This window comes from Shewanella sp. TB7-MNA-CIBAN-0143 (assembly GCF_040310065.1).
In the GTDB taxonomy this organism is placed as follows: domain Bacteria; phylum Pseudomonadota; class Gammaproteobacteria; order Enterobacterales; family Shewanellaceae; genus Shewanella.
Genome location: NZ_JBEOPL010000026.1, coordinates 12,648 through 26,326 on the forward strand (window position 1 = coordinate 12,648; position 13,679 = coordinate 26,326).

Annotated in this window: 12 protein-coding genes; 2 read left to right on the forward strand and 10 right to left on the reverse strand. The window is 41.1% G+C overall.

From position 1 onward, the window contains the following. Positions 1 to 4: 4 nt before the first annotated feature. From nadE to recR, 6 genes are all read right to left on the reverse strand, one after another. Complete coding sequence (nadE, locus tag AAEY97_RS18230) at positions 5 to 835, reverse strand: NAD(+) synthase (protein WP_101088172.1); 831 nt, start codon at positions 833 to 835, stop codon at positions 5 to 7. A 116-nt stretch (positions 836 to 951) separates the two neighbouring features. Then, positions 952 to 2,256: an inosine/guanosine kinase gene (locus AAEY97_RS18235; protein ID WP_101088171.1), complete on the reverse strand. Its 1,305-nt coding sequence runs from the start codon at positions 2,254 to 2,256 to the stop codon at positions 952 to 954. A 610-nt stretch (positions 2,257 to 2,866) separates the two neighbouring features. Then, entirely contained in the window at positions 2,867 to 3,511 is a 645-nt protein-coding gene (gene adk, locus AAEY97_RS18240; RefSeq protein WP_101088169.1) for an adenylate kinase, read from the reverse strand. Between the two features lie 136 nt (positions 3,512 to 3,647). Beyond that, positions 3,648 to 4,511, reverse strand: a complete 864-nt coding sequence (locus tag AAEY97_RS18245; RefSeq protein WP_351000619.1) for a tetratricopeptide repeat protein — start codon at positions 4,509 to 4,511, stop codon at positions 3,648 to 3,650. Positions 4,512 to 4,577: 66 nt separating this feature from the next. Beyond that, on the reverse strand, positions 4,578 to 6,491 hold the full coding sequence (gene htpG, locus AAEY97_RS18250) for a molecular chaperone HtpG (protein WP_101088165.1): 1,914 nt from the start codon (positions 6,489 to 6,491) through the stop codon (positions 4,578 to 4,580). 278 nt (positions 6,492 to 6,769) lie between these two features. After that, on the reverse strand, positions 6,770 to 7,369 hold the full coding sequence (recR, locus tag AAEY97_RS18255) for a recombination mediator RecR (RefSeq protein WP_101088163.1): 600 nt from the start codon (positions 7,367 to 7,369) through the stop codon (positions 6,770 to 6,772). 618 nt (positions 7,370 to 7,987) lie between these two features. Between recR and AAEY97_RS18260 the strand changes: the two genes are divergently transcribed. After that, complete coding sequence (locus AAEY97_RS18260; protein WP_182745035.1) at positions 7,988 to 8,824, forward strand: GGDEF domain-containing protein; 837 nt, start codon at positions 7,988 to 7,990, stop codon at positions 8,822 to 8,824. A 61-nt stretch (positions 8,825 to 8,885) separates the two neighbouring features. On the opposite strand, the gene AAEY97_RS18265 is transcribed toward AAEY97_RS18260, so the two are convergent. Together AAEY97_RS18265 and AAEY97_RS18270 are read right to left on the reverse strand one after the other, a co-directional pair. Beyond that, positions 8,886 to 9,119 (reverse strand): helix-turn-helix transcriptional regulator, encoded by a 234-nt coding sequence (locus AAEY97_RS18265; RefSeq protein WP_101088159.1) that lies wholly within the window; start codon positions 9,117 to 9,119, stop codon positions 8,886 to 8,888. Next, a complete protein-coding gene (locus AAEY97_RS18270) occupies positions 9,112 to 9,612 on the reverse strand; it encodes a hypothetical protein (protein WP_059746794.1) in 501 nt (166 codons plus the stop codon). Before AAEY97_RS18270 ends, AAEY97_RS18265 begins: the two co-directional genes overlap by 8 nt. Positions 9,613 to 9,947: 335 nt before the next feature. Here AAEY97_RS18270 and AAEY97_RS18275 point away from each other — a divergent pair, with 335 nt between their 5' ends. After that, complete coding sequence (locus tag AAEY97_RS18275; RefSeq protein ID WP_351000624.1) at positions 9,948 to 10,220, forward strand: hypothetical protein; 273 nt, start codon at positions 9,948 to 9,950, stop codon at positions 10,218 to 10,220. 61 nt (positions 10,221 to 10,281) lie between these two features. Here AAEY97_RS18275 and AAEY97_RS18280 read toward each other — a convergent pair whose 3' ends face one another. Together AAEY97_RS18280 and dnaX are read right to left on the reverse strand one after the other, a co-directional pair. Continuing rightward, positions 10,282 to 10,614: a YbaB/EbfC family nucleoid-associated protein gene (locus AAEY97_RS18280; protein WP_011637860.1), complete on the reverse strand. Its 333-nt coding sequence runs from the start codon at positions 10,612 to 10,614 to the stop codon at positions 10,282 to 10,284. A gap of 143 nt (positions 10,615 to 10,757) precedes the next feature. Then, a complete protein-coding gene (gene dnaX / locus AAEY97_RS18285; protein ID WP_351000626.1) occupies positions 10,758 to 13,604 on the reverse strand; it encodes a DNA polymerase III subunit gamma/tau in 2,847 nt (948 codons plus the stop codon). Positions 13,605 to 13,679 lie beyond the last annotated feature (75 nt).

The window sequence follows — 13,679 nt, forward strand, 5'->3', positions numbered from 1 at the left end:
GATATTAATCGTAAATCGTCGGAATAGGCTCACGTTTATGCTGGGTACGTTTATAGATACTCACCAATTTATCTTCCACAGACTTAGCAACATCTTTACCTTCTAAGAAGTCATCAATTTGATCATAGGTCAGCCCTAAAGCGACCTCATCTTCAAGTTGAGGTTTATTGTCTTCTAAGTCAGCTGTAGGGGCCTTTTTGACCAATATCTCTGGCGCGCCTAAATGGGCTGCTAATTGACGTACTTGACGTTTATTTAAGCCAAATAACGGCGCTAAATCGCAAGCCCCATCGCCCCATTTGGTATAGAAACCAGTAATATTTTCCGCACTATGATCAGTGCCCACAACAAGGCCGCCCATAGCACCTGCGATATCATATTGGACTATCATGCGCATTCGGGCTTTAACATTACCCTTGAGAAAGTCAGTCTTAGCAGCGTCTGTTGATGCTAAACCCGCGGCGGTGAGACCCACTATAGTGGCATTATGGATGCCAACAACACCATCATGAACATTCACGGTCACCTGTTTTGAAGGCTGAATAAACTGACAGGCTAGCTGAGCTTCAGCTTCATCTTGCTGAACATGGTAAGGTAAGCGCACTGCAATAAACTGATACTCGTCACTGGTTTTTTCTTGATTAAGGCTATTCACTGCCAGTTGGCATAAACGTCCAGCAAGTGATGAATCAACACCGCCACTGATCCCCAAGACTAAAGTTTTGCTGTGAGCATCTGATAATTTTGCCTTAATAAAAGCAATTCTGCGTTGGATCTCAAACTCAGGCTCAATAGCCTTAAGTACATGCATCTCTCTTAAGATTTGTCCTTTCACGTGACGCTCCTGATTGCTTATTAATATTCTGACTTTCGGTGCCTATTCTATAAAAATCTACACAAAAAAAAACGATAATGATGCATCATTATCGTTTTATTTTTATCGATGACCAATCATCGTTCCCAATATGACTCTTCTAGACTGTCTTCTCGTTCAGGTAAACCACGAGACAGACGCGGGCTGTGCTGAGCTAACACTTCGTATGCAACGCGATTAGCGTATTTACACACTTGTGAAAACGACGAATAACATAAACCATCTCGTTTATGTTTACTCGAACCAGGCACATTGGTTTTATGGAACGTATTGGCTGATAAATCATGAAGCAACGCAGACAAAGCTCCATCACCAGCACCATTGGTATTACGAATTAATTCAGGTCCACCCATGTAAGGGGCAATGTGAGCGTACACTTTTATGGGCGTATCGCAATCCACTTGTAATTTAGGGCGAGAAAACTCATAACGGTTAAATTCAGGAATGGCGCCCGGTAATAAGGTATGGCTGGTTTCACGCTTTTCAGCATCTTCAGTATAACCCGCAGTATAAAGCCCTATCGCACCCGCCGTGGTTAGCACCATGTCACACCAATCTAGCGCCATTTCACTGGCAAGCAACGGGTCTTTAAAACCCGTTAACGCTTCACCTTCGTCTTCATTCATGGCTAAAATAGTGACATGCTCATTAATAAAATTTTGCCACCATTGCGGATCTTCTTGAATTAAAAAGCGTGTCCCTAAGGTTAACACCACTGGTACATCGGCTTCTTTAGCGTAATTAATGGCCGTCATTGCCGCATCAGTAATGCCATCACCTTCGCTTGCTCGCATCAGGTATGCCGTTAATACTAACGCCGAACTGCCTTGTATCACCTCTTTATCGATATACTCAGGTGTTAGCTTATCCATCGCGCCTTTACTGATAGCAAACGTGCGTTCACCACAATCGGAAATTAACGTAAAACAGCGACCGATAGGACCATCGACAGGTTGTAAAAAGTTAAGATCAACCTTTGAGGAAGTGTTACATAAATAGCGATATGCATAGCTACCCACCATAATATGCTGGCTCATAACTCCAAAAAGCACTGAGCGGTCATCGGCTAAAATCGAATAATTATGGACGGTGTTACCAATAGTGCCACCGGCAAATTCATCGCTAATCATCTCATTGGATTTAAGTTCATGGTACAAATTATGGGCTTGCTCATCATTAATGAGAGTAGAGTTGCCTTTAGGTAAGCCATATCGCTCAAGTAACTCGTCTTCTACTTTAGCCTCGATATCAACCAAGGTTTGATCTATACCGCAAATGTAAGTAGAAAATGGTTGAGGCTGCTGCGTAAGTTGAGCCAATAACGGATCACGACTGTTTACAGGGAAATAGTGTTTTGACTTACGTTGACCAGGAAACTTCATATTGGGCTCTCATAGCTTGGCGTCCGTGCAAGTGTGAAATTAATTACCACTGACACTCATTCAATTTTATATGAGTCGTCATCCGCGAAAATGGCGGCAGATTTTATCATAGGTAAGCGTCAATCCTATATCACTTTTATCACATTCACGGCCTAAATATATTCCGTTGAGGTCATCAGTCTTATTTTATTAGTTTTTGACCTACACCGATATATTGCCTCTGGCTAAATCAACTGGACAATATTAGTCCGTTCAATCACACATTAGCTTCAATAGTGCTGTATTGAATAACTTAAGTTTGGGCTGATAGATTGGGTAAATCGAGTAAAAGGACTGTTCAACAGTCATGTGAAACTTGCCATTGTATGACTATCAAGGCGCATGAAGACTTCAATAGCGAGCCGATGCAATGGTGGCATTAGAATTTGATAATCGTGTTTACAATCTCGAGCGGAGGTTAAATAAACATTGATTCTATATGAGTGATTCAATATCAGTGATTAAATGTCAGTGAAAAGTATTCCCACTAATATACAGCAACGGTTAGGTTATTCTTTAGGCATAAAAAAAGCCTGCAAAGCAGGCTTTTAATGGCGGAGCTAATCGGCGATTATTTTAATACGCTGGCTAGTTGCTCACTCACTTTAGCGACAGATTGAGTACCGTCATACTTGTTGTACTGAGTCTTACCAGCAGCAGCAACTTTGCCATAATAATCAACTAATGGCTTAGTTTGCTCATGGTAAATGCTTAAACGCTTGCGTACGGTACTTTCTTCGTCATCTGGGCGGATAGATAAATCTTCGCCAGTGACATCGTCTTTACCTTCCACTTTCGGTGGATTGAACACCACGTGGTAAACACGACCAGAACCAGAATGAACACGACGTCCGCTCATACGCTTAACGATTTCTTCATCAGGCACATCGATTTCGATAACATGATCAATCTCAATACCATTTTCAGCCATAGCATCAGCTTGAGGAATTGTGCGAGGGAAACCGTCAAGTAAGAAGCCTTTTACGCAATCTTCTTGAGCAATACGCTCTTTCACTAACCCAATGATAAGATCGTCTGAAACTAATTGACCTGCATCCATCACTTTCTTAGCTTCTAAACCTAATGGCGTACCAGCTTTAACCGCTGCACGTAACATATCACCAGTTGAGATCTGTGGGATACCATACTGTTCCATAATGAACTGAGCTTGGGTACCTTTACCGGCACCTGGGGCACCCAATAAAATAATGCGCATCTCAAAAGTCCTCTTTTAAGTTTGTGTTCTTTTTAGGGCGGCGATTTTCGCACATCTGCCGCACTTTTAATAGCGCTTTTGTTATGACATTAGACCAAGATCTAATAAGGGTTGTAACAAAACAGCTTCAATTTGTTTAATACAACAAGGTATACAATTTACGGCGATATTGATTGGCTAACGTATTGCCCTGACCTATCGCGGTTAGAATTTCCATGAAGACTTGTTTAACTTTGCCATCAGCAGCACTCATATCTTTTTGTAAAATAACAAACAATAATTCAAGGGCTTCTTCGTTACGTTGAGCAACATTTAATGCTTTGGCTAATATAACAACTGCGTCTAGATTATCAGGTTGCTCTGCGACATTTTGTTGCAGCTGACGAATTTCTGGAGTATCTGCCGCATCTTCCGCTAACGCTAATTTAGCCACTAAATTATGATAGTAACTATCTTGATCCGCTAAACCTATACGGGCAAGTAGCCTTTTGGCTTCTGCGAGTAAACCTTGCTGTAACGCCACATCAGTCATCACCAATGCAACTTCAGGTGCTTGTTGTGAATCGATAAAAATTGTTTTTAACTGGTCAGAAATTTTAGCTAAATCTTCTGGCGATAACTCACCTTGGGCTAATTGCTGCTTAACATCATCAAACTCTTGTATCCACATTGGCGGTAAATGTTTGTCGAGCAAATCACTAATTTGTTCTTGGCTTTGCGCCCCAGAAAAACCATCAATGGGTCTACCTTTATCTAAAATCAATGTGGTCGGTACGTTCTGAATTTGGAAGTAATTCGCAATTTCTAACTCAGTTTCACAATCCACTTTAGCGAGAATAAATCGCCCACCTTGGCTATTGGCAAGATGCTCCAGCGTCTGCAACATTTGTACACTTTCGGGCTGTTGTTGCGCCCAAAATGCTAATACCACCATTTTTTGCATTGAGGTATCAACAACTTGTTGAATATTATCTTTAGTAAGATTAATGAGGTAGTCCATATTGCCTCCGCAGAATGACAAAAACAAAAGCGGACTTATTGTCCGCTTTTACTGCTTAAATCGAGTTTACTTTACACTCGCCAATAACATTTGATTGGTCAGTTTAATAAACGCTGAAGGGTCAGCCAAACTGCCTTTCTCGGATAACAATGCCTGTTGTAATAACAAGTTAGCCCAATCAGCAAACAATTGCTCGTCAGTTTCGTTATTCAAATGCTCAACCAAAGGATGCGTTGGGTTAATCTCAAATGTTGGCTTAGACTCTGGCACAGGCTGACCAGCTGCTTGCATTAGCTTAATCATCTGCGTCGACATTTCACCTTCACCCGCTACCACACACGCTGGCGTGTCAGTTAGGCGTGAAGTAACACGAACCTCAGAAACGCTGTCTGCTAACGCAGCTTTAACACGCTCAATTAAACCTTTAGACTCTTCGGCTACTTTATCATGCGCTTCTTTATCAGCGGCATCTTCAAGTTCACCTAACTCTAAATCACCACGTGTCACTGAATGCAACTTCTTGTCTTTGAACTCAGTTAAGTGATTAACTAACCACTCATCGATACGCTCAGACAATAACAATACTTCGATGCCTTTTTTACGCAGCAACTCAAGATGAGGACTATTAGCAGCAGCTTCATGACTGTCAGCAACGATATAATATATTTTGTCTTGACCGGCTTTCATGCGCTCAATATAGGCCTCTAATGACACTGTTGTTGCGGCAGAGTTGTCATGAGTAGAAGCAAAACGCAATAAACCTGCAATGCGTTCTTTATTAGCAAAGTCTTCTGCAGGGCCTTCTTTTAATACTTGCCCAAATTCAGCCCAGAAAGACTGATACTGTTCTGGCTCATCTTTAGCCAGTTTTTCAAGCATGCCTAACACACGTTTGGTGATACCCACGCGCATTGCTGTTGTTACTTGATTATCTTGTAAAATTTCGCGAGATACGTTTAATGGCAAATCATTTGAATCGATTAATCCACGTACAAAGCGTAAGTATGTAGGTAAAAACTGTTCCGCTTCATCCATAATAAATACACGTTGAACAAACAATTTCAAGCCATGCTTATGGTCGCGGTTCCACATATCCCAAGGCGCTTTAGCTGGGATGTACAGTAAACTGGTGTATTCTTGCTTACCTTCAACACGATTGTGAGACCATTTTAATGCGTCGCTGTAATCGTGAGAAATGTGCTTGTAAAATTCTTGGTATTCTTCTTCCGTGATGTCTGACTTATTACGAGTCCAAAGCGCTGTCGCTTTGTTCATCACTTTCCACTCACCTTCCGTTGCCGCGACTTTCTCTCCATCAGGGCCGTCTGACTCAGGTGTACCTTCATTCCACATTTGAACTGGAACAGAGATGTGATCAGAGTACTTAGTGATAATTGAGCGTAAACGGTAATCGTCTGCAAATTCAGTTTCTTCGTCACGTAAATGCAGCACAATTTCAGTACCACGTTCATTTTTAGTGATACTTTCTACATTGAATGAACCTTCGCCTTCAGATTCCCACAAGACACCTTCGTTAGCAGCATGGCCGGCAGCGCGAGTGCGTACAGTAACTTTTTTCGCCACGATAAAGGCCGAATAAAAACCCACACCAAACTGACCAATTAATTGTGAATCTTTTGACGCTTCGCCTGAAAGATTATTAAAAAATTCTTTAGTGCCAGACTTGGCGATAGTCCCTAAATGTTCGATGACGCTATCGCGGGTCATACCAATACCATTATCTGAAATGGTGACTGTGCCCTTTTCTTTATTCGCACTTACACGAACGCGTAAATCACCGTTACCTTCATATAAGGTATCGTCAGTTAATGCTAAATAGCGAAGCTTATCTGCTGCATCGGCCGCGTTTGAGACTAGCTCACGTAAGAAAATCTCTTTATTCGAATACAGAGAGTGGATCATCAATTGCAGAAGTTGTTTTACTTCGGTTTGAAAGCCATGAGTTTCTTGTTGTGACATGAGTATTTCCCTTGGTGTTACGTTTAAACAATCACGAGTCGAAAAATCCACTCGCCTAAAATTCTGTGTTAACCAAGAGATGGGGGACGTTACAATATTTTCAAGGGGCAACACCGCCTTGTTGAATAATAAATCATCAGATAAGACCAAATCGGCTCAATATGACACATTTTTGTAGCCTGTATTCCTCATGACTCATCCAAGATTGAATAAAAAAATGCCAACAAATCTAATTTTTGACTTGCTGGCATCTTGGTTTCTAATCAGCTACGGGGCTATTACAGCGGAATACGACCATTAAAAGATAATGCTAAAGTGGTGCTATCAACGTATTCAAGCTCACCACCCACGGGAACGCCATGTGCGATACGACTAATCACCACATTGTGTCTTCTGGCCATATCAGCAATAAAATGTGCAGTGGCATCACCCTCAACGGTCGGATTGGTAGCAAGAATAAGCTCGCTCACGTCATCTGATGTTAAATGGCGTTCAAGTAACGCTAAACCCAACTCTTCAGGACCAACACCGTCTAACGGCGACAAGTGCCCTAACAGCACAAAATAACGGCCATTAAAATGACCACCAGCTTCAATAGCAAGCACATCAGCAGGCGTTTCAACCACGCAAATGATCCCAGTATTGATGCGACGATGGCTACTGCATATAGGGCATAAATCTTGTTCGGTAAACGTACGACAACTTTGACAATGTCCCACCTCAGACATGGCTTTTTGCAACGAATCTGCGAGCTTAAGGCCCACTTTACGTTCACGCTCAAGTAATTGAAATGCCATACGCTGTGCAGACTTAGGGCCGACGCCAGGCAACGCACGTAAAGATTGAATTAATTCATCGACCAAAGGACTAAATTTCATAAAATTGCCAATACCTTAATAGCTAAACTCATTGTAATGTCATGGTGAAACCGTCTTGTGATCGGCTAAGCCAATATGCGGAAACACCAAAGCAGTGCGATTATTGTCTGTGCAGCGTTTGAATGCAAAGATTAAAACCTCTGTTGCAATAAATGAAGCCACAATCGACGAATTAACAGTGTTCTTATTGAATACTGTAACTCTATGGCCACAGCCATCATAGATAAGGGAATTGCTCAACGACTACTTTTTAGCAAAAAAGTTACGGCGATTACGGGAGCAGATTAATAACGAAACAACGTGTCGCTACACCAATTTAAAACCAAGCAAACCAAGCAAACCAAGCAAACCAAGCAAACCAAGCAAACCAAGCAAACCAAGCAAACCAGCTTAAAGATACTCTATTGACTCATCTTTGTTACTTTAGACACAACCGCAAATAAGGCGTTAATTAACTTTTGAAAGCCATCACTTTTTTTGTTCAATCCATCTGATATTCTACTATTCAGAACTTAATATTGCCTGTGAGGACCTAAGGAGGTCATTCACGATAATATTTAAAACACCACCAAAAATATGAGTTTTCAAATTAAAGTGTCACCTATACAAGGACCCAATATGCAAGATAGTTTACCATTATTAGCTAGTGGGTTGGTTATTTGCGGAGCGCTAATACTTGCAATGGCTATCAAACCGGTATGGACGATATTTAGCCGACTTCCAACCGGCGAATTGCGCCACAGTTGGGGATTTCTTATTCTGCTGATCCTGTTTTTCATCACAGGTTATGTCATTTACGCTAAATTTTGCGTGGTTACATTTTCTCAACCACTCGATTTAGTAGTGCCAGTGATATTTTTTTGCGGAGCTATTTTTGTATTTGTTGTGTGTAGCCTATCCCTCAAAACCACCAGTGACATTATGCAGATACATGCCCTTAAACAAGAAAACATCACCGACTCACTAACAGGGATTTTTAACCGTCGATACTTAGATCGTCGCCTCAAAGAGGAAACACAAAGGGCGCAAAGTTATTCTAAACCACTATCCATCTTCCTTATCGATATTGACCATTTCAAAAACATTAATGATAAGTATGGCCATCAGATTGGTGACTTAGTTTTGAAAAATATCGCCCAGAACATTAAAATGTCGTTAAGAGAATCAGATATAGTGGCTCGTTATGGTGGTGAAGAGTTTATTGTCATCCTCCCGCTAACCCAAGTCTCCACATCTTATACACTTGCTGAACGACTCAGAACGATTATCGAAAACACTCAGTTAGTACTGCCTGGTGAGTCTGAGATAGATATACTTCCCATTGGTGTCACTGTGAGTGTAGGTGTTGCTGGAATGACATCTGAATGTAAAGATTACCAGTGTCTGATTAAAAATGCAGACAGAGCACTCTATCAATCAAAACAAAATGGCCGTAATCAAGTGAGAGTGGCTTAGACAGGACGCAAATAACGTAACAAAAGGCTGTTTGAGGGGATTTTATTATCACGTGTTTAGGTTACTTACCTGAACGATAAGTAAAAACCTTATCCAGCGGTAAATTAAACACCTCTGCAATTTTAAACGCCACTTCAAGTGTTGGAGAGTATTTATTTGACTCTATTGCCATCACCGTTTGACGCGTCACACCAATTTGTTCGGCCAGTTGCTTCTGCGTCATTTCGTTATGTAAAAAGCGTAACGTACGAATAGTATTTGAAATCCCTACTTTTACATCATCCCGATTATCCATAAATATCACCAGTGCGCCCCTTATACAATTGCACACCGTAATGTGCCAGTTCAGCAGTTAGAAAAGCCACAATTAAAATATGCAGTGGTAAATACGGCACAGTCCGTTGTTGCATAAAATCAAAATCTTGGGCGGCGATATTATACTGAAAAATGGCAAATACAACGCCCACTTGCAAAATGATAGCCGAATATTTATAACCGACTAAACTGATTTGTTTTTCTCTCACATCCATCGGTTGTGATAACTCATCGTCGCTAATTAACGCTAATAAAATATAACTGACAACCATCAGTACAATTGAGTAAATGATGATCTCAAGCAGTAAACTTGATAACCATTCAATAGATGCAAGTTGCTCTGGGGTTGCATTAAACAACTGGCTCAAATAAAGATAGAAAATATAACCTGTTACCAAAAAATCTATCGATAGCGTTAGCTCGCGAAAGCTGGTTTCTTGCAACCATTGGTGTACTTTTTGTTTATTACTCATGTTAACCCCAGCGAACTCAAAGTAAAAAATATTTAACTCACCTCATGATAGTTTGATGTCAATCAATGTCAAATATTTTTTACTTTGAGTTAATATTTAAATGCTTTACATAAGGGTAATAGCAAAGTCTATGGCTGCATGAACCGACACAAGGTTGGTTATCTAAATAGATTGCTTAGATTGGTCAAACTCATAACTTAATGAGTAAAATAACTAAGTTACAGAATAGAGAATAAATAACTTATTGATTATATTTAGTTTTTATTTTGGCGTATAAATTGCTATAACTAGATGAGTTACTCATGGATTTATAGAATAATATTAAGGACATTATTGTGAAAAAAATCATCATTGTTATTGTTGCAGTTTTATTAGGTTACTTTATTAACCTCAAATTTGTTGAAATCGCATACTCATTAGGTTTCGCTGAATTAAAAAAAGAAACACTATTGATTAATGATAAAAAAATGAAAGTGAAATGCGACTCTTATGCTTTAGGCTTTTTTGATAAAGTTAAACTTGAAAATAAGTTTCAGCAATGCATTAATGATTACCAAGCACAAGACTGTGTGATTATTGACCAACAAGCTGCGATGAAAGCGGTTTAAAGCTGGAAATAAAAAAGCTCAAGCATTAATGCTTGAGCTTTTTTATTGATTCACGGCACGATTAAAACGGCATTTTCATTCCAGGAGGTAATTGCATACCACCAGTCACTTCGGCCATTTTAGTCTTTTGATTTTCTTCAATACGACGGGCTGCGTCATTACACGCTGCGGCGATAAGATCTTCTAACATCTCTTTATCGTCTTCCATCAAACTTGGATCAATTTCAACTTTACGCACATTGTGGTTACCTGTCATGGTTACTTTAACCAAGCCAGCACCCGCTTCACCCGTCATTTCTGTGCGCGCAATTTCTTCCTGCACTTTAGCCATTTTGTCTTGCATCATTTGGGCTTGTTTCATTAAATTGCCCATACCGCCTTTTCCACCAAACATAGTCGTCTCTCTCTAATTAAGGTTGTTAGCAAGTCGTCATAATGGCGACAATCTTACTGAAATAAAATCGATTGGCAATATTACAGATACATTTTTGAGATGAAGATATATTCATTTTCTGTAAAACCACCCTATTTGTGTACTTATGAAGCGCTGATGAGTGCAATATCCTGCGCTATTTGCCCTAGTTGCTCCGATGGATATTCAATCGTGTCACTGTCTAACTGAGCCGATAAGTGTTGGATCATCCACTGAACGTTGTCATCAAGCAAAATAGATTGTTGCGCTTGCGCAATAAGCTCCCGATGAAAACGTTTACGTAACTCAAGTGGTGTTTCTCGTTTTTGCACCACACCAATCTGTATCTCAACTTCAGTTGGTCGCTCAAGGTACTCAGATAACGCTACTTGTAATTGATCGATAGCAGTTTGCGCAGACAAATGTTTCTGGTCTGGTTTTAACACCAATACTATTGGGTTTGACAATGTTGGGCACACGGAGTTCACCCCTAATTGCCTAACCCTTCCGCCAACGGACACATTAGTCATTATTTTATACCAATGTAAATCAACTTCATCGCCTTGAATGCTGTGTGGTTCAAATTTGGCGAGCACATTAGATTGAATCACCGGCTCTGCATTAATGTTTTGCGGATCAGCAGCCAGTGAACGGGTTATTTGTGCGCTGGCCGGTTTTTGATGTTGATGACCAGCTTGCTGACTGACTGAACTCGATGGTTGAAATGTTGCTTCAACTGCTGGTTTAGTCTCTTGATTAATATCTGCAAACGCATTAACGATCTCACCCTCTTTGGGCGCGACCCAAGGAGGCCTATCATAATCGGCCACAACTTTAGACTTGTCTGTTCCGTTGAGCGTTACAGATGATGCTTCGTTGGCTGTAGGTGCGCTAAACTCAGCCTGTTCTGACTTATCAGAAGACTCATTAGCGGCCGTTGTTGATGTTGATGCCGCAGCCGCTTTGCTCACTCTAGAACTGATTGTTTTTGTAGACTCTTTTTTAGCAAGTTCTTCTTGTTGCTGTAATACACCAACATCTGCAATGAGAGAATCTCGGCTGGCTAACACTTCATCTAAAAAGTCGTCTAAGTTATCATCTGCGCTAGTGAGGTTTTGACGAGCATTATCACTCATCAAGTCGCTGTTATTGTCAACAAGATGATTAACCGTTTTCGGTTCAGACATCGACTCCGAAGCTTCAGTAACATTGTTAGCTTCAGTTATCTCGTTTGAAACCGAAAACGCAACATATTCGTCATGATCCGAGGGTTGATATTCCATTGACGGATCGTCTGCTTCGTCATAATCCATAAAGGAATAGGCATCAAGTGAGCTGTTATCTGCACTATCACTGGATTGGCTATTTTCTACTGTATTGGTGTCTGCTTTACTCGGCACTAATGTAGGTTGCTCTGCAACCTCTTCAGACTCGGTAATATCATTAGCCAAATTTTCAGTATTGGATTCAACAGTTGCTTCAGTATCAGCATTATGAACAACATCATCAGATGAAGTTGCACTAACAACATCAGCTTCGGCAGCTTTATCGACATCATCATTAATAAGCTGGTCAGACTGCACATCGACACTTTTGGGCGGCAATGAGTTAAACCCTAAGCTTTGTGCTTGGTCCAACAATAAAGCTTGCTCAGCAACCAACGATGGCTCGACAGCGATATCATCGAGAACATCAATATCTTCAACTTCGGGGGTCGGCAACTCTTCAGCCTGAATAGCGGGTACTGCTATCGTTAAATCATTATGCGTTTGAGGCAGAACATCAGGCTTTGGGCCTGTTTCAATGACCTCTTGCGCTGAAGTTGATGAGTGATCAATAACACTTAAATCAATATTAGCCGGTGTCGTTGTTACCCAACGTTTTACTTGTTTCTCGGGCGTAAAGGCTACCGCACGAAGCAGTGCCATTTCCAAGCCCGATTTAGGATCGGGAGCAAAGGGTAAATCTTTACGGCCGTTAAGCAGCATTTGGTAATAAAGCTGTACTTGTTCAGGCGCTAATTGCTGCGCGAATGCCAAAATTTGCTCACTAAACAGCGATTGCTGTGCAGCAGCTGGGGCAAATTGAGTTAAGGTGATTTGATGTAATAATTCTAATAAGCTACGCAATACTTCTTCGGCATCTGCGCCAAATGCCAATACTTTTGCCACTGTTTGCATTAATGGCCCAACATCGGCATCACACAAGGCTTTCAATAACGCGAGCACATGTTGCTCATCAATACTGCCCAACATGGTTTGCACTTGTGTAAGCATCACTTGGCCACTGCCAAACGCTATCGCTTGATCCGTTAAACTGAGCGCATCACGCATACTGCCATTAGCCGCTTTGGCTAATAAACTCAGCGCTTGCGATTCGAATGGTAACTTTTCTTGAGTAATTACATACTCAAGTTGCTTGCTAATTTCGTCCTGCGATAAACTTTTCAAATTGAACTGTAAGCAACGGGATAACACAGTAACTGGCAGTTTGTGCGGATCGGTCGTCGCTAATAAAAACTTAACGTGCTCTGGAGGCTCTTCTAAGGTCTTTAGGAGTGCGTTAAAACTACTACGCGATAACATGTGGACTTCATCGATTAAGTAAACCTTAAAACGACCACGGGATGGGCGATACTGTACATTGTCGAGAAGTTCACGAGTATCATCAACTTTGGTGCGCGAAGCAGCATCGACTTCAATTAAATCGACAAATCGACCTTGGGCAATTTCAATACAACTAGAGCATTCACCGCACGGCGTAGCAGTAACGCCTGTTTCACAATTAAGACCTTTAGCAAACAAACGTGCCAAACTGGTTTTACCCACGCCGCGCGTACCGGTAAACAGGTAAGCATGATGTAAGCGTTGTTGGCTCAGTGCATTGGTTAATGCCATTAATACATGGGATTGGCCGACCATTTGTTCAAATTTAGCTGGACGCCATTTGCGGGCGAGTACTTGGTAAGACATGAAATTCCCCACAGAGAGCTATCGGGAGTCAATCCCTTTAAAGGGGTTAACAATAACATGCCAAGGGCCGGCATG